Raw genomic sequence first — 16034 nt, 5'->3', positions numbered from 1 at the left:
CTAGCGGGAGTCGGGGAGCGGTTCCACGGTGACCGGGATTCCGTTGAGGGCGGCGTTTCCGCTGACGGTGTCCAGGAACAGTGGGTCGGTGACATCGTTGGCGCTCGCGCCCGCGACGCGGGAGGCCACGGACAGCCGACTTTCCGCCGCCGCGTGCCCGTACCCGTGCGGCAGGCTGACCGTGCCCGCCATGATGTCGGTGGTCTGCCTGACGTCCACCCGCACGGCGCCGGTGCGTGAGCGCAGCACGGCGGGCCCGTCGGCCAGTCCGAGGCGGGCCGCGTCGGCAGGATGCATGAGCAGATGGTGTCGCTGCGGACCGGCGACGAGGCGGGCGTAGTTGTGCATCCAGGAATTGTTGGAGCGCAGGTGCCGTCGGCCGATCAACAGCAGCGACCCTGGATCCGCCGGAGCCGTACACAGGTCGGAGCGCAGGGTGTCGAGGGCGTCCGCTATCTCCGGTGGCACGAGGTGTAGTCGGCGGTCAGGAGTGCGCAGGCGATGCTCGACGCCCGGCCGCAGCGGGCCCAGGTCCAGCCCGGCCGGGTGAGCGAGCAGTCGCCGCACGCTCAGTTTGTAGCGACCTGTGCGCAGGAGCAGGTCCACCAGCCGGCGCGGCGGTGTCCGCAGCCGAATCTCGGTGGCCAGGGCGGGCCTACTGAGGCGACGGCGCAATACCTGCATCCGGCCGCCTCCGAGGTGGCGTTGGTAGGCCGAGCCGAGGTCGCGGAAGATCTCCCAGTCGTGCCGCGCGCCGCGCGGCTTGGGCAGCACCGCGGGCGAGTATTTCGCGGTATTGCGGACGGCGAAGGACCGGAAAACCAAGTCGTAGTGGTCTCGTTCCAGCGCGCTGGTCGGCGGCAGGATGACGTCGGCGTGGCGAGTGGTCTCGTTGAGGTAGAAGTCCACGGCCACCATGAAGTCGAGGCCGCCGAGCGCGGTGCCGAGTGCGGCTCCGGCAGGAGTGGACAGCACCGGGTTTCCCGCGATCGTCAACAGCGCCCGGACCTGCCCCTGGCCCGGCGTCGTGATCTCCTCGGCAAGGGCGGCGACCGGAAACTCCCCGGCGAAGGAAGGAAGCCCGCGCACACGGCTGCGGCGTCGGCCGAAATGGCCCGGGCTCAGCAGCCGTGTCATGTCGATAGCCGGGTCGGTGAACAGCGTCCCGCCCTCGCGGCCCAGGTTGCCGGTGATGATGTTGAGCACCTGGATGGCCCACTGGCACACAGTGCCGTGCCGCTGGGTCGACACGCCGAACCTGCCGTAGCAGGCGGCGGGACCCGCGTCGGCGAAGGAGTGGGCGAGGCGGGTGATCGTGGCGGCGGGCACGCCGCTGAAACGGCCGGCGGCTTCCGGCGTGAACTCGGCGACCGCGTCTCGGAGCGCGTCCGCACCCGTGATGTATTCGGCCAGGCGCGGTGCCCAGTCTCGCAAGACGACGTGCACCATGGCCAACAGCACCGCGGCGTCCGTGCCGGGCCGGATGAATACGTGCTCATCGGCGTCCGCGGCTGTCTCTGTGCGGCGCGGGTCGATGACGGTGACCCGCCCGCCGCGCTCGCGGATCTCCCGCAGCCGCCGCGCCATATCCGGCGCGGTCATCAGGCTTCCGTTCGACGCACGCGGGTTGGCACCGAACATGAGCAGGTGCTGTGTCCGGTCCAGATCCGGCTCCGGCAGCAGGAACTGGTGCCCGTACAGCAGTGCCGAAACGACCTGGTGCGGCAACTGGTCGACCGAGGATGCCGAGAAGTGGTTGTGGGTTCGCAGCAATGAGGCGAACGCGGACCCGTGGGTCATCGTGCCGAGGCTGTGGACCGAGGGGTTGCCCAGGTAGACCGCCACCGCATTCGCGCCGTGCCGCCGACGGGCCTGAGCGAGTCCGCGGGCCGCCGCGTTGATCGCCTCGGACCAGTCCACCTCCACCCATTCTCCGTCGATCTTGCGCAGCGGCCGCCGTAGCCGGTCCGGGTCGCTGTGCACGTCGGTCATCGCTACGGACTTGGGGCACACGTGGCCGCGGGATAGGGGGTCGTCGCGGTCGCCGCGCACACCGACGGCCCTCCCGCCCTCGATGGTGATCTCGATCCCGCAAATCGCCTCGCACAAGTTGCAAGCGGCCTTCGCGGTGCCGCCGCCCTCGGAGCCGCGTCTCGCCCGCCCCGCCTCGGTCAACGCATCGACGGCTGCCCCGGTCGTGCTCATGGTGTAGTCGCCTCCGCAAGAGATCAGCTGAAACATGAACATGACGTCATGTTATTTTTTTCGTGTCTACCATGGATGCCGTGCCCGACGCCAGCCCCCTCCGCCGCGAACCGGTCCAGCAGCGCAGCCGCGAGCGCGTCCAGCGGATCTTGGACGCCGCCGTGGAGATCATCACGGCCGAGGGAACCGACGCGGCGACGGTCCGTTCCGTGGCGGAACGTGCTGGTGTCCCGTCCGCGACGGTGTACCAGTTCTTCACCAACCGCGACGCCATCTTCGAGCAGCTGCTCGCCCGCGAACTCACGCGCCTCGATAGCGAACTGGAGGAGTCCCTCGCCACCGCCCGGCCACACCCGGACATCGCGGCCGCCGTCGAGGCGTTCATCGCCTTTCACGGCCGCCACTACATGGCCCACCCGGACTTCGTCGCGCTCTACTACGCCTCCCGGCACAACGAAGCTCTCCGCGACGACATCAGAGAACACCTCGGCAGGCTCACCGACCTGCTCCACCGCCACCTGCTTGCCACCGGCCTGCTCGCGCCCGGCACCAGCCGACGCGTCGTCGAGGTGGCCGTGGAGCTGGGTGACCACGTCTTCGAGCTGGCCCACCAGCGCGGCGACGAGAGTGACGCGCTGACCGACGAGGGTCGGATCGCCATCACTCGCTACTTGCAGGTCTATGCGGCCGCCCGCCGGCACGAGGAGCCGATCGGGCTCCGTGAGCAGGTGGTCCGTGCCGAGCCGATGGCTTCGGCTGTTTCACCGAGCGCGCAGGCGTCGTCGTAGCGTCGCGCATGCAGCGTATGCGCGCCAGCACTATTCCCCCTGCCCAGCGGCTGGAGTCGCGCGGCGCGTGGCCCACCGACCGGCGTTCGATGGTGTGCCGGCCCCGGTAGAGCATGCGGTGCTCCGGCCGCGACGGCCCAGCTAGCGTTGCCCCCTCGAGATGGTTGCCGCAGGCTCCCGTCGCTGACGACCGCTGAGTCTATGGAGTCGAGCCGACGCGCGGCAGGTCCAACGGCGGTAGCGGGCGTCGGCAGATCTCGTGGGCTTCCTCGGAGGAGAGCCCGAACATGCGCAGCAGGTCCTCGGCCACCTGGTCGGCGGCCTCGGCGTCGTCGCGTTCGGGATGGTCGTGCAGCAGGCGTCCGAGGCCCAGGGCCGCGGCGGCGACGATGGTCATCGACAGTTCCGGGTCGCGGATGTCGAAGCGCCCGGCTTCGGCCGCGGCCTCGATGTCGCGGCGTGCGCGAGGCGCGAGCCCGCGGTCCGAGTTCGCCAGGCCGAGCCCGTCATTGAGCAAGACCTTGCTGAGGGTGGGATGCAGGCGGTGCAGGCGGCCGGTGAGGCGGAAGCTCTGCGCGAAGACCTGAGCCGGATCCTCGACGTCTTCGCACAGCAGATCGAGCAGTGCTCCGTGCCGGTCGAGTGCCTCCTCGACGGCAGCATGGAACAGCTCCTCGCGGCTCTGGAAATGGTTGTAGAACGATCCCATGCCGACGTCGGCGGCCTGGGTGATCTCGAGGATCGGCACATTGATCTTGCCCTCGGCCAGCAGTGATTGCGCCGCGCCGACCAGCGCGGCGCGCGTGCGGGCCTTGCGGCGTTCCAGGCGATTGGGTGCCGACCCATTGTGCGTGGTCATCGATGCATCTCTCCTACTGGACAGGCTCACCATCATAGCCGCTCGATTCAATTTTGACGGAATCGTCAGATGGTATTGACTGACGCCGCTCTCGTGAGTGACGATATCGTCAGTTATTGGAAGGGAGTGGTCGATGAGCGGCCATCACGATGTACACAGCGGTCTGCACAGCGAGCAGGGGACGCACGCGGGTGAGCATCCGGGCCGGGCGCGCAATCCCGTGATCAAGGTGCTGGACTTGGCGTGGCTGGAGTTCGAGAAGCCCGACCTGGACGGGGCGGAGGCTTTCGCCCACGCCTTCGGGTTCGCGACCGCCATGCGGACGGCCGACGAGTTGCAGCTGCGCGGGACCGATCCGGGCGCGCCCTGCGTGCTCATCCGGCGTGGTGTCCGCTCGCGCTTCGTCGGTCCGGCCTTTCGTGCCGCCGATTCCGCCGATCTGCTGCGACTGGCCGCCGCGACCGGTGCGCGAGCCATGCCATTGCCGGAGTCACTGGGCGGACTGACCGTCGACCTGGCCGATCCCAGCCGCCTGCGGGTGCGAGTGGTCGCCGAGACGCACGAACTGGAGGCTTTGCCGACGCAACGGCCCCACATCTTCAACTTCGGGCACGAGGTGGCCCGGGTGAATGCCACGCAGCGACCGCTGCGTGCACCGGCACGCGTGCGTCGGCTCGGACACGTGGTGATCCAGTCGACGAGATACCGCGAGAGCCTTGACTGGTATCTGCGGAATCTGGGCCTGATCGTCAGCGACTTCCTCTTTTACCCGGGCCAGCGGGAGCGTGGTCCGGTCATGAGTTTCATTCGCTGCGACCAGGGTTCGGTGCCGACCGACCATCACACGCTCGCGTTGACGCTCGGGCCGTCGAACCGCTATGTGCACTCCGCGTATCAGGTCGCCGACCTGGACGCGCTCGCGGCGGGTGGAGAGTACCTGCGCGAACAGGGTTATCGCCGATCGTGGGGGATCGGCCGCCATATCCAGGGCAGCCAGATCTTCGACTACTGGCGCGATCCCGACGGGTTCATGGTGGAGCACTTCACTGACGGGGACATGTTCGATTGCACCCTCGAGCCGGGCTGGGCGCCGATGAGCGCTTCCGGTCTAGCGCAGTGGGGCCCGCCCGTGACCAAGGACTTCCTCGGCATCAAGCCCGGAGCCGAATCGCTGCGCGCACTGCGCTCGATCGTCGACGCGCTGCGTGAGGACAACGAATTCGATATCCGCCGCCTGCGCGGCCTGTTGAAAGTGGCCAACTCATGAGCACATCCATCCTCCGCACCGCCGACGCCTGGTGGGTGCAGACCCCCGCCGGTGCCGCCCGTATCGATACCACCGCGACGACCACGCGGGAACTGCTCGCCGACCGTGAGGCGATCGCCGCGGCTGCATCCGGCGCGGAAACAATAGCGGTACAGAGCCTTTCGTTGATTTCCCCAGTGACCGCGCCGTGTCGGGTGGTGGCGCAGATGACGAACTTCGCCTCGCACGTGAAGGACTCGGGGATGGACCCCGAGACGGTGCCGCTCACGTTCTTCCGCAAGGCGTCCGGATCGATCAGTGGACCCCACGACGACGTCATCCGGCCCGCGCATGTGCAGCTGCTCGACTACGAGGTGGAGATCGGCCTCGTGTTCGGTCGCGAGATGCCGGTCGGCGCTGATGTCTCGGCGGAGAACCTCGCGGACTACGTCGCGGGCCTGGTGGTTACCAACGACATCTCAGCGCGCGACGTGCAGCTGCCGAAAACGCAGTTCTACGAAGCGAAGTCGTATCCGACCTTCACCCCGGTCGGCCCGGCGCTGGTGCTGCTCGACGCCGATGAGCTGAAGCGGTTCGGAGATCTGCGGCTGCGGCTGTGGGTCAATGGCCAGCTGCGGCAGGACATGACGGTCGCGGACATGATCTACCGGCCGGTCGAGACGCTGCGCGCGCTGACCCGATTCCAGCGCATGGACGCCGGGGATCTGCTACTCACCGGAACCCCGATCGGCACCGCGCTCAGTGCCCCGCCCAAGCCGGTGGAGATCATCGGCTCGCTGCTGCCGCCGAAGGTCAAGTGGAAGATGTTCTTCCGAGGCCAGGCCAAGAACCCGAAGTACCTGAAGGACGGGGACGTGGTCGAGGCCGCGATCGGCACCGACGACGGCGCCCTCGACCTGGGCCGCCAGCGCACGGTCGTGAGGTACGCCCGATGACCGACAACACGACCCTCGAGACCTCGACCGAGGACTTGCTCTGGCCCCGGTACACCGGCCCGGAGGACCTGGCCGCCATCGAAGCGATACCGCTCGAGGCGCGCGGCCTGCCCGAATCGACCTACGCCCTGCTCGTCCGCGCGGCGACGCGATGGCCGGAGCGCACCGCGATCACCGTGCTGCCGGATGCGGCGCGATGGCGAGAGCCGTTGCAGCGCACCTACTCCGAGCTGCTCGCCGACGTGCACAAGTACGCGAACCTGCTGCGCGAGCTGGGTGTGCGCCGCGCCGATGCGGTCGCGCTGATCGCACCCAACTGCGCGGAGCTGATCCCTGCCACCCTCGCCGCGCAGCTGGCGGGCATCGCCGCACCGATCAATGGCGGCCTGTCGCACGAGCACGTCGCGGAGCTGCTGCGCCGCTCGGGCGCTCGGGTCTTGATCGCCGCCGGTCCGGAACTCGAGCCTGACACCTGGACCACCGCACGCGAACTCGCGGCGCGCGGTCTGTTGGATGCCCTGCTGGTGTTGCGTCCGACGGCAGCTCCGGAGCCGCCGCCGACCCTGCCAGGCATCGGCGGCATCCGGATCGGCTACCTCGATACCTTTGCCGCCGAGGAGGATTCGAGCCGCTTTCACGGAGAGGCACCGGCGGCATCGGATCTGGCGGCGCTGTTCCACACCGGCGGCACGACGGGCGTGCCGAAACTGGCGGCGCACCGACATTCCGGTGAGGTCTCCAATGCGTGGATGATCGCCGCCAACTCGCTGCTCGATGAGGAATCGGTGGTCTTCGCCGCGCTTCCGCTGTTCCACGTCAACGCGCTGGTCGTCACCCTGCTCGCGCCGCTGTTCCGCGGTCAGCCGGTGGTATGGGCCGGTCCGCTGGGATACCGGGACTTCACGCTCTACGCGGAGTTCTGGAATATCGTGGCGCACTTCCGGATTGCCGCGATGAGCGCCGTGCCGACGGTGTATGCGGTACTGGCCCAATGCCCGATCGACACCGACGTCACCAGCTTGCGCTACGCGATGGTCGGCGCGTCCCCGCTGCCGCTCGCGGTCCGCGAAAACTTCCAGCTGCACACCGGGGTCACGCTGGTGGAGGGATACGGCCTCACCGAGGCGACGTGCGCCACCGCACGCAGCTTCCCGGAGGTTCCCCGGCCCGGCGCGGTCGGGCAGCGCATGCCCTATCAGCAGGTCGCGGTCGTCCGCACGGCTGAAGACGGGGTGGGGGAGACACTCCCCGACGGGGAGACCGGTGTCCTGGTCATCAGCGGCCCCACGGTCTTCGCCGGATACGTGACCGGCCGGGACGAACACGGTCACCGCCTCGATGGACTGGGCACCGTGGTCGACGGCTGGCTGAGCACCGGTGACATGGCCCATATCGACGAGGAGGGATTCATCTATCTACACGGTCGCGCAAAGGATCTCATCATTCGCGGCGGCCACAACATCGATCCTGCGAGCATCGAGGACGCCCTGCTGAGCCACCCGCAGGTGAGCGCGGCCGGAGCGGTGGGCCGCCCGGACGTACACGCCGGCGAGGTCCCGGTCGCCTACGTCGCTCTCACCGCGGGCGCCGAGGCCACCGAGGGCGAACTGGTGGCGTGGGCGGCCGAGCGGGTGCACGAGCGCGCCGCCGCCCCCAAGACGGTCACCATCCTCGACTCGCTGCCCGTCACCGATGTCGGAAAGCCGTACAAGCTGAGCCTGCGCGCCGATGCCACTCGCCGCGAACTGCTCGACGCGCTCGCCGAGACCACCGGTGTGGCGGGTATCTCCGCCGCGGTCGAGGACGGCGCGATCGTCGCCACCGTCGTCCTGGACCCCGATGTCGATCCAGCCGCGGCCGAGGCGATCCTGGGCCGCTATGCGATCGACGCGAGAATCGAGGTGCGGCGATGAAAACCGTGGCGAAGGTGCTCGGGGGCGTGCTGGCAGCCGAATTCCTATACCTCGGGACGGCCAAGGTCGCGTCAATGCGCGAGCGTGCGGCGCATCTCGGGTACTCCACCACCGCTTATCGCGGCATCGGCGCGGTCGAACTCCTCGCGGCCGGTGGGGTGCTGCTGGGACCGGTCCGCCCCGCGATCGGCCGGGCTGCCGGGGCCGGGCTGGTGCTGTTGATGACCGGTGCGGTCGCCAGCCATCTCAGAAACGGCGACGGCGCAACCGAAATCGCGCCCGCGACGGGTACGGCTGTGGTCGCCACGGCCTACGTGGCCACGTTGATCGGTGGATCCCGATGACTTCGCCGACAGTTCCGGTGGTGATCGTCGGAGCGGGCCCGTCCGGGCTCACCGCGGCCACGCTGCTCGCCCAATACGGCATCGAATCGCTGGTCCTCGAGCGGTGGGAGGGCGTCTACCCGCAGCCGCGCGCGGTCCATCTCGACGGTGAGATCCGGCGGATCGTGGAACGTCTCGGCATCGGGCCGGGGTTCGACGCGATCACCCGGCCCGCCCCGGGGTTGCGCCTGGTGGATTCGCGGCATCGGGTGCTGGCGCAATTCGACCGCGATCCGGCCGGGGGCCGCAACGGATTCCCCGAAGCCAACCTGTTCGACCAGCCGGAGCTGGAGGCGCTGTTGCGGGCCAATCTGGCGCTGCATCCGACCGTTTCGCTGCGCGGCGGGGTGGAAGTCACCGGGCTGACGGTCGAGAAGGACTGTATCCGGGTTGATTTCGAAGACCGCGCGACCGGCGCGTCCGAGTCGGTCCGCGCCCGCTACGTGCTGGGTTGCGACGGCGCGAACAGCCTGGTGCGCACCGCGATCGGCGCGCGCATGCGGGATTTGCGATTCGAGCAGCGCTGGCTGGTCGTCGACCTCGCGACCACGGCCGATCCTGGGCACTGGGGAGGCGTGCATCAGGTATGCGACCCGCATCGAGCCGCGACATACATGCGCATCGGAACGACCCGCCACCGGTGGGAATTCCGTTTGCGGCCCGGCGAATCCGCCGACGACTACCGTGATCTGGCTCGACTGTGGCCCCTGCTGGCCCCATGGCTGGCCGACGCCGACCGCGAGGGCTTGGAGCTGGTCCGGGTGGCGGAGTACACCTTCCGCGCGCAGCTGGCCGACCGATGGCGTGCCGGACGCGTATTCCTGCTCGGCGATGCCGCCCACCTCACCCCGCCGTTCATCGGGCAGGGCATGGGCGCGGGCGTGCGCGATGCCGCCAATCTCAGCTGGAAGCTGGCCGGGGTGCTGCGCGGCGAGCTTCCTGAGCCGGTGCTCGCCACCTATGAGACCGAGCGGAAACCGCACGCGCACATGATGATCCGGCTGGCCAAACTCATGGGTTCGACCATGACCGAGGGCGGCGAACTGGGCAATCGACTGCGCGGCCTGCTCGCTCCGCGACTGCACCGGCTGCCCGGGCTGACCCGGACGATCATCAGCGGAGAGTCACCGCAGCTGCACCGCTCCGCGCTGGTGACCGCACCGCCGCTGCGTCGAGGTCTGGCCGGACGGCTGGTCCCGAACGAACGGATGGCCGACGGGCACCGGGTCGACGACCTCATCGCCGGGCGTTACGCCATCATCACGACATCGGCCCCATCACCGGTGCAGGCGGCGACCGTCGAACAGCGCGGCGGTGTGGTGTTGCGGGCCGTGCCGGGCACCGCGCTGCACCGCTGGCTGCGCGGCGGGCGCGCCGACGCCGTGCTCGTCCGCCCCGACGGCACCGTGCAGACCTGCGGGAGAACGGTGTCGGATCTGTACTCGTCACTGCCGAGTTTCGCGCCGAGTGCACGTCCGGCGCAGACCGGCTCGCCAACCCCGAAAGCCGCTGAACGCGTCGAACCCATCAGTCGCCCGCCCAGTTCCGGCGGCATTGTGCAGGCAGACGCGCTGACAGTGAGCGACTCCTAGCTAGGCGAGGGACCAGCCGAACGGGTCATCCCGACTGGTCGACCTCGACCGCTGAACTCGCCTGCCGGCGAGGACGTCGGCGATCTCGCCTGCGCCGGCAGATCGGCTGGGTCGGCGAGGAGTTATGAACATCACGCACTTCGGGCACGCCTGACCGCGGCACCGTCGCCGAGTGTCCTCGGCGATTCATTCCAGCTGCTCACGCGTGCGCGCATCCGCCGGTAGGGCGACCAGGCCGTCGGAGATCTGTCCGAACCCGAGGCGTTTGAGCTTGCGCCACAACGCGATCCGCGGCGTGGACGGCTCACGATGCATGCGATACGACAGCATCACCCATTGCCCAGGCGTCGCCGCTGGCGAGTCGGGCGCGAAATCCTCCGATCCGGTGACGGCATTTCACCGCACCTAGCCCCTAGCGTAGTTTTGAAACCACGGTTACACCGAGTGGGAGATGGGTGATGCCCCCGACGCGCACCCTCGCGGCGCTGCTGGGCGCCGCAGCCGTTGCCGTCAGCGGATGCTCGACCTCCCCGTCGGCGGGGCCCCCGCATCCCGGTGAGCTGCCGCTGCGGCAGGTCGCGCAGGTGGCGCTGACCGGCGGGCCGGTGCGCTTCGACTACACCAGTCTCGACGCCGGGCGCGGGCGGCTGTTCCTCGCCCATATGGGTGCCGATGAGGTCATCGAGGTCGATGTGCAGGCCCACCAAGTGGTGCGCACCCTGCCCGATGTGCCGTACGTGCACGGGGTGATCGTGGTCCCTGACACCCACCGGCTGTATGCCACCGCGACCGGCCGCAACCAGCTGGTCGCCTTCGACGCCGACACCGGCGCGGTGGTGTTCACCGCCCCGACCGGTGACTACCCCGACGGACTCGCTTATGACCCGGTCCGTCATGCGGTGTGGACGACCAACGAGCACGCCGGCACCGAGACCGTCGTCGACGCGGACACCGGGGCGGTGCGCGCCACCGTCGGGTTGGGTGGTGAGGTCGGCAACGTCGTCTACGACCCGGTCACCGACCGCATGGTCGTGGCGGTCCAGGGGCGCGACGATTTGGCGGTGATCGATCCCGCGACTTTCGTGGTGACCGACCGGATCCCGACGCCGGGCTGCGACCATCCGCACGGCCAAGCCCTCGACGCCGCCGATCGAGTGATGTTCGTCGGCTGCGAGGCCAACTCCAGCATGGTCACCGTGGACCTGGCCGCCCGCACCGTCACCGGACAAGACCGTGTCGGTGAGACTCCCGACGTGCTGGTCTACGACCCGGGCGCGCACCGGGTCTACCTCGCGGCCGAAAGCGGCTGGGTCAGCGTGTTCGACCGCCGCGACGGCCGCACCCTCGCCGTCGGCTCCGCGCATCTGGCCGACGGGGCGCACTCGCTGGCGCTGGACCCCGCCACCCACCACACCTACTTCCCGATCCCCCGGGGCGCCGACGGTTCGCCGGTGCTGTGGGAGTTCGAACCCACCCACTGAACCGTCGGGCACAACATCTTTCGACGACATGGACATGCCATGGCGGTTTCGACACGTCGACCCCCATTACGCGCGGCCACAATGGCCGCGTTGCTGGCGCTCACCGCGGCGGCAGGATGCTCGAGCGCCGACACCTCGCCCACACCCGCGACCACTTCCGCCGCGTCCGGGCGCCAACCGGTGGCGACCACCGACGCGGACTGGAAACCGGTCACCGACACTTTCGGGCGCACCGGCAAGTTCGGTGACAACAACACCGCCTACCGCATCCCGCTGGTGCGCACCGATCTGCAGGTCACCACCGCGGGCGTGTTGTCGTTTTTCAGCGTCCGCACGGGTGCGACCTCCACATCCCTGGGGAGAGCTGGTGGGTGGCGGCACAATACGTCGCGTGAACGCAACGCACCCTGGTCCTCACCAGAGCCGATCACCCGCCCAGTCGCCCGAACCTCGGGGGGTCGGTGTCCCGGAGCAGGCGGGAGAGAACCGCTTGGCCCTGGCTGCGGTGACCGACGCCTTCGTCGCGCTGGTCGTGGGTTTCGAGGTTCATGGCCCCAGCAGGCCGCGTAGCACGGGCCGCTGGACCATGACCTGGGCGCCGTGGGTGATCCGCTCGATCAGCGGCACGGTCCGGTCACCGGGCACCAGGCGCGGCAAGGGGGTCTTCACCACCAGCGCGGCGGATGCGGCGAATCCACGCACCCGGCTCGCTCGGAGTTGCAGCCCTCAGCCGGCTGCGGCTGCCGGCCCATCCGTCGGTCCATCGAGGCATGTCGGCATGGCATGCGACAGTGAGATCGACGTGGTCGATGGCGACGTAGTGCCGAAGACTGATACGGGGAGATGGTGTGGGATACGGGATCATGCCGTACGCGGTGGATGTCGAGGTGCTATCGGCGCCCTCCGCGCATACCGGCGACCCGCAGGGCTTTTTCGACTGGATGGTGGATGTCCATCGGGCCACGACTTGCTCTGAGGCCGTCCGGACGGCATTGCGGGAGCTGTTCTTTTCCGAGGAGCACAGCGGCAGCGACGGCGCGCCCTATGGGATGGCGTTGCAGATTCTGTGCGCGCGGTTCGGCGGCGCTTTGAGCAACCGGGCCTGGTATCCGATCAGTACCTCGTGGTTCGACAAGGTCGGCGACGTCCTCGACGGGCTGGGTATCGACCTCGATCCCCATCATCTGGCCTTCTCCGGATCCCCGATCTCCCTGCCGGAGATCGAGGACTTCCCGGCTATCGGGCACTTCACCCGCGCCGAGCTGGAGCCGGTCGCCCGCGCGTTCGCGGCCGCCGACCTGTCGGGGATCGGAGATGAGGAGCTCTTTGAATCAGTGACCGAGCTACGCGACTGGGTCCACTGGTGCGTCGACAACGACCTCGACCTGGTGAGCTTCCACTACTGATCGGGCCCGCACCGTGGTTCACATCCGCCAGGAGTCCAGGGCGCTGGTGTCGAAATCGCTGAGCGTCAGGCCTGCGGTGAGTTGATCGAAGCGGTCCAGCAGGTCGTCGAGCTCGTCGAGGATCGGCTGGGTGCGCCAGCGAGCTGCAACGCCACGCATGTAGTAGTCGGCGGTCCGGCCACTCGTTCTCCGGCAGTGTCAGGTGGGTGTTGTAGGTGCGCAGGGTGCCCTCGGACAGGCGGGCGCGGACCTGGGGGACGTACTCGGCGAAGGTCGGCGCGTCGGGTGGGGAGGGGAGCAGGTCGCCCGGTGCGATGCTCATCTGCCGTAGCAGCATCCGTTGGTCGGGGCCGGTAGCGGGCCGGTTCTCCGATGACGACGGCGTCGAATTCTCGGTCGGACTGCTCGAGCAATTCGAGGAGCTCAGACTTTGGGGCCGGCGTTTTCCACGCAATTGAGCGCGAAGGAACCGACTCCTTGCCGGTTCCAGGGGACGTCCAAACCGGGTGGCGTGGGCAGGTCAATGTGGTGGGGATTGTATTGCGCCGGGTTTGGTGAAGGTGAACTGCATGACGTTGAGGTGGCCGTGGCGGAAGTGGTCGGCGCACTCGGTCAGATAGCTGATGTAGGCGTTGTAGGTGTGTTGCCCGGCCAGTTCGATCGCCCGGTCGCGGTGCTCATGCAAAGAGGTGGCCCAACTGTCCAGGGTGGTGGTGTAGTGGGATCCCAGTTCCTGAATGCGGGTGAGGGTGAATCCGGCGTCCTGCGCGTACTCGTTGATCCCCCTGGGGCTGTGGCCGGTCGATCGTGGGAGCTGGCTACTCGGGAAGACGGTGCCGCGCAGGAACGCGAATTCGGCTTCGGTCGTCAGGGCCGGTGCCTGGTGCGCGTCCGCGTGATTCAAGTCTTGGGCGACGACGGTTTGTACCAGCAGCACTCCGTCGTCGGGCATCATCCGGTAGGCGAAGTCGAAGAAGGCGGGGTATCGCTGGCGGGGGATGTGTTCGAGCGCGCCGATGCAGACGATGCGGTCTACAGGGCGGTCGAATTGTTGCCAGCTTTGCCGTCGCACACCGCCGTAGGGGCAACCGCGGACGAGCCGATCGACGAGGCGGTCGCGTACGTACCGGTGCTGGTTGCGGTGGGGCGTGAGCCCGATCGCATTGACGCCGTAGCTGTCCATGGCGCGCAGCATGGTCGAACCCCAGCCGCAGCCGACGTCGAGCAGGGTCATCCCCGGTCGCAGATCGCATTTGGCCAGCGCAAGGTCGATCTTGGCGGACTGGGCTTGTTCCAGGGTGTCGTCCGGGTGAGTCCAGTACGCGCAACTGTAGGTGCGAGTCGGGTCGAGGAACTGCGCGAAGAACTCATCGGGTAGCTGGTCACGGGACGGGATCTGACGGTCAAAGAGGGCGTAACCGGTCATGGTGCGGATCTTCCTTGCATGCAGGGCCGAATCGTGTCGGTGTCGGTGCCCTCCCGCCACACAGGCTGAGGTCGGACCGCCCTTCGGGGCGCGAATGTCTGCGAGTCGCCGATCGGGCGGCTGTGGGTGCCCTAGATCGGGTGGCATCCGGATCCGAGACTACAGATCTCACAGCTATGCCAAACAGTGCGTGAGCAACATTTAACTAGGCAGTAACTGTAATGCTCGTCAAAGAGACGCCGGTGCGCGGCGAGCACGAAGCGCGGTCTTGTCCGGGTTATTGGCCCGAGCTCGTTGCAGGCTGCCCGCGGCGGATCGGGCTCAGGTTCACGCCGTGGCGGTCGGGGCGGCGGCGCGACCCCGTTGTGGACATCGGGGTAGCCGCCGACATCGAACTGATCGGGTTCAGCAACAGCAACCGTGACCCGTTTCTCCAGACCTGGACGCTGCGGCAAACAGTGGCGGAATGGATACGCTGCGTGCGGCGCGATCTCGAGACCGCGGCGGCGCTCGAAGCGCTCACTCGAGTTGTCGCGACGTCCAAATTCGGCGCCGCACGCTTCGCTCACCTGGCGTTGCGAGCGCCGGACCGGATTCTCACCAGGTACAGGTCCAGCAGAAGTGGCCTATACCCACGGACGACCGAATACGTGACTTGCTCGTACACCCCCACGCTGAACAGGATAGGCCTACCCTGGCCTCCCTGACGGTCGGGTTGATGCTGCCGTGGCAGCAGTCTGTGTGCATCAATCGATCAATTCTCGACAGGTGGCCAGCCGTCGGGCACATCATTAGCCACGACGACGCCCTGCAAATCGGATGCACCTCAACGGCAAGGGCGGGCGCCCGCGCGTGGTCGACGCCGACAAGCGCCGCGCGATCCTGGCCCGCCACCCGACAGTCGCTGCGCGAGATCGCACGCGGCGTCGGCATCAGCCTCGCCGTCGTGCACGGCGAAGTGAAAGCCGCTCAACTGGGAACTGCGCCCACCACGGAGTGACCACTCGAAAATGTTTGATGTCGATGCCCCGGTGTATGATTCGTGACAACTGCGAAGGCCGCGGGTTCGAGTCCCGTCACCTCCACTCATGGGGGTGTAGCTCAGTCGGTAGAGCAACGCATTGACCACAGGGCACCCGATGCCCAAGCAGAAAGGCCCCGCCAGCTGGCGGGGCCTTTCGCATCGATACGGTCTTTGAACTGGAAGCATCGTTGACCAAGAAAAGAGCGGCTGACGATGACTGACTCCGTGGCACCGCATCCCGGTCTCACACGACGCCCCTCGCCAGGTGGGCCCATGACGCGCAGGCCCAGGTCTCCTTCTTGCCGACATCACTGGCATCAATCCTGGACACAGGATTCGGTCGGGTCGTCGGACCCCTCCTTTGGACGCAACCGGCACTGGCTTCTGGCTCGCCGCGCGCTGACCCCGAACAAGAATGGCGAGCTCGACATCGCCTACTACCTCTGCTACGGACCGGCCACCTCGCGGCTGGTGGACCTGGTCTGGACCGCCGGGTCCGGCTGGCACGTGGAAGAGGCGTTCCAGCAGGCCAAGAACGAGGCGGGGCTCGACCACTACCAGGTCCGCGACTATCGGGCCTGGTACGCGCCCACATCACCTTGTCCATGCTCGCGCTGGCCTACCTCGCCGCCTCGAACGCTATTGCCGCAAAGAGGGACTCGGTTACCAGCCCGCAGACATGATCGCCCTGACGTTACCCGAGATCCGCTGCCTGCTCGTCGCGCTCGTCCTCACCCCCCATCCACGGCGTCGAT

General features: G+C 68.1%; 14 protein-coding genes and 1 pseudogene. 9 read left to right on the top strand and 6 right to left on the bottom strand.

Annotation, left to right across the window (positions count from 1 at the left end):
• A complete protein-coding gene (locus ACL03I_RS33210; protein ID WP_412807918.1) occupies positions 1 to 2247 on the bottom strand; it encodes a molybdopterin-dependent oxidoreductase in 2247 nt (748 codons plus the stop codon).
• A gap of 38 nt (positions 2248 to 2285) precedes the next feature.
• On the opposite strand from ACL03I_RS33210, the gene ACL03I_RS33205 reads away from it, so the two are divergent.
• On the top strand, positions 2286 to 2993 hold the full coding sequence (locus ACL03I_RS33205) for a TetR/AcrR family transcriptional regulator (RefSeq protein ID WP_412807917.1): 708 nt from the start codon (positions 2286 to 2288) through the stop codon (positions 2991 to 2993).
• A gap of 199 nt (positions 2994 to 3192) precedes the next feature.
• Here ACL03I_RS33205 and ACL03I_RS33200 read toward each other — a convergent pair whose 3' ends face one another.
• Positions 3193 to 3852: a TetR/AcrR family transcriptional regulator gene (locus tag ACL03I_RS33200; RefSeq protein WP_355079509.1), complete on the bottom strand. Its 660-nt coding sequence runs from the start codon at positions 3850 to 3852 to the stop codon at positions 3193 to 3195.
• A gap of 133 nt (positions 3853 to 3985) precedes the next feature.
• On the opposite strand from ACL03I_RS33200, the gene ACL03I_RS33195 reads away from it, so the two are divergent.
• Genes ACL03I_RS33195 through mhpA form a run of 5 tightly spaced genes read left to right on the top strand, consistent with a single transcriptional unit; the run spans position 3986 to position 9942 of the window.
• A complete protein-coding gene (locus ACL03I_RS33195; protein WP_412807916.1) occupies positions 3986 to 5119 on the top strand; it encodes a VOC family protein in 1134 nt (377 codons plus the stop codon).
• The gene (locus tag ACL03I_RS33190; protein WP_412807915.1) at positions 5116 to 6054 is read left to right on the top strand and encodes a fumarylacetoacetate hydrolase family protein; all 939 of its coding nucleotides are present in this window, start codon (positions 5116 to 5118) and stop codon (positions 6052 to 6054) included. The genes ACL03I_RS33195 and ACL03I_RS33190 overlap by 4 nt, the downstream gene beginning before the upstream one ends.
• Positions 6051 to 7967 (top strand): acyl-CoA synthetase, encoded by a 1917-nt coding sequence (locus ACL03I_RS33185; RefSeq protein WP_412807914.1) that lies wholly within the window; start codon positions 6051 to 6053, stop codon positions 7965 to 7967. The genes ACL03I_RS33190 and ACL03I_RS33185 overlap by 4 nt, the downstream gene beginning before the upstream one ends.
• Positions 7964 to 8311: a DoxX family protein gene (locus ACL03I_RS33180; protein ID WP_412807913.1), complete on the top strand. Its 348-nt coding sequence runs from the start codon at positions 7964 to 7966 to the stop codon at positions 8309 to 8311. Before ACL03I_RS33185 ends, ACL03I_RS33180 begins: the two co-directional genes overlap by 4 nt.
• Entirely contained in the window at positions 8308 to 9942 is a 1635-nt protein-coding gene (gene mhpA, locus ACL03I_RS33175; RefSeq protein ID WP_412807912.1) for a bifunctional 3-(3-hydroxy-phenyl)propionate/3-hydroxycinnamic acid hydroxylase MhpA, read from the top strand. The genes ACL03I_RS33180 and mhpA overlap by 4 nt, the downstream gene beginning before the upstream one ends.
• A gap of 186 nt (positions 9943 to 10128) precedes the next feature.
• On the opposite strand, the gene ACL03I_RS33170 is transcribed toward mhpA, so the two are convergent.
• The gene (locus tag ACL03I_RS33170) at positions 10129 to 10272 is read right to left on the bottom strand and encodes a hypothetical protein (RefSeq protein ID WP_412807911.1); all 144 of its coding nucleotides are present in this window, start codon (positions 10270 to 10272) and stop codon (positions 10129 to 10131) included.
• Positions 10273 to 10400: 128 nt separating this feature from the next.
• Between ACL03I_RS33170 and ACL03I_RS33165 the strand changes: the two genes are divergently transcribed.
• Positions 10401 to 11423: a YncE family protein gene (locus ACL03I_RS33165; protein WP_412807910.1), complete on the top strand. Its 1023-nt coding sequence runs from the start codon at positions 10401 to 10403 to the stop codon at positions 11421 to 11423.
• A 546-nt stretch (positions 11424 to 11969) separates the two neighbouring features.
• On the opposite strand, the gene ACL03I_RS33160 is transcribed toward ACL03I_RS33165, so the two are convergent.
• Complete coding sequence (locus tag ACL03I_RS33160) at positions 11970 to 12125, bottom strand: hypothetical protein (RefSeq protein WP_412807909.1); 156 nt, start codon at positions 12123 to 12125, stop codon at positions 11970 to 11972.
• Positions 12126 to 12286: 161 nt separating this feature from the next.
• Between ACL03I_RS33160 and ACL03I_RS33155 the strand changes: the two genes are divergently transcribed.
• Positions 12287 to 12829 carry a DUF7691 family protein gene (locus tag ACL03I_RS33155; RefSeq protein ID WP_355079443.1) on the top strand — a complete coding sequence of 181 codons (543 nt, stop codon included), beginning with the start codon at positions 12287 to 12289 and terminating at the stop codon, positions 12827 to 12829.
• Positions 12830 to 12847: 18 nt separating this feature from the next.
• On the opposite strand, the gene ACL03I_RS33150 is transcribed toward ACL03I_RS33155, so the two are convergent.
• A complete protein-coding gene (locus tag ACL03I_RS33150) occupies positions 12848 to 12988 on the bottom strand; it encodes a hypothetical protein (protein WP_412807908.1) in 141 nt (46 codons plus the stop codon).
• 361 nt (positions 12989 to 13349) lie between these two features.
• The gene (locus tag ACL03I_RS33145; protein ID WP_412807907.1) at positions 13350 to 14255 is read right to left on the bottom strand and encodes a class I SAM-dependent methyltransferase; all 906 of its coding nucleotides are present in this window, start codon (positions 14253 to 14255) and stop codon (positions 13350 to 13352) included.
• A gap of 1399 nt (positions 14256 to 15654) precedes the next feature.
• On the opposite strand from ACL03I_RS33145, the pseudogene ACL03I_RS33140 reads away from it, so the two are divergent.
• Positions 15655 to 15962 (top strand): annotated as a pseudogene (locus ACL03I_RS33140) (IS701 family transposase); the annotation flags it as partial.
• Positions 15963 to 16034: the final 72 nt, after the last annotated feature.

This window comes from Nocardia sichangensis (assembly GCF_047200615.1).
GTDB lineage: Bacteria > Actinomycetota > Actinomycetes > Mycobacteriales > Mycobacteriaceae > Nocardia > Nocardia sichangensis.
The sequence above is the reverse complement of the archived record's forward strand: the minus strand, read 5'-3'. Positions and strand labels throughout refer to the sequence as shown.

Bases quoted from the DNA above. Each gene is read 5' to 3' on its own strand.
- ACL03I_RS33185 (WP_412807914.1), top strand. From the start codon at position 6,051: ATGACCGACAACACGACCCTCGAGACCTCGACCGAGGACTTGCTCTGG.
- ACL03I_RS33190 (WP_412807915.1), top strand. From the start codon at position 5,116: ATGAGCACATCCATCCTCCGCACCGCCGACGCCTGGTGGGTGCAGACC.
- ACL03I_RS33170 (WP_412807911.1), bottom strand. From the start codon at position 10,272: ATGCTGTCGTATCGCATGCATCGTGAGCCGTCCACGCCGCGGATCGCG.
- ACL03I_RS33180 (WP_412807913.1), top strand. From the start codon at position 7,964: ATGAAAACCGTGGCGAAGGTGCTCGGGGGCGTGCTGGCAGCCGAATTC.
- ACL03I_RS33155 (WP_355079443.1), top strand. From the start codon at position 12,287: ATGCCGTACGCGGTGGATGTCGAGGTGCTATCGGCGCCCTCCGCGCAT.
- ACL03I_RS33210 (WP_412807918.1), bottom strand. From the start codon at position 2,247: ATGTTCATGTTTCAGCTGATCTCTTGCGGAGGCGACTACACCATGAGC.
- mhpA (WP_412807912.1), top strand. From the start codon at position 8,308: ATGACTTCGCCGACAGTTCCGGTGGTGATCGTCGGAGCGGGCCCGTCC.
- ACL03I_RS33145 (WP_412807907.1), bottom strand. From the start codon at position 14,255: ATGACCGGTTACGCCCTCTTTGACCGTCAGATCCCGTCCCGTGACCAG.
- ACL03I_RS33165 (WP_412807910.1), top strand. From the start codon at position 10,401: ATGCCCCCGACGCGCACCCTCGCGGCGCTGCTGGGCGCCGCAGCCGTT.
- ACL03I_RS33200 (WP_355079509.1), bottom strand. From the start codon at position 3,852: ATGACCACGCACAATGGGTCGGCACCCAATCGCCTGGAACGCCGCAAG.
- ACL03I_RS33150 (WP_412807908.1), bottom strand. From the start codon at position 12,988: ATGCGTGGCGTTGCAGCTCGCTGGCGCACCCAGCCGATCCTCGACGAG.
- ACL03I_RS33195 (WP_412807916.1), top strand. From the start codon at position 3,986: ATGAGCGGCCATCACGATGTACACAGCGGTCTGCACAGCGAGCAGGGG.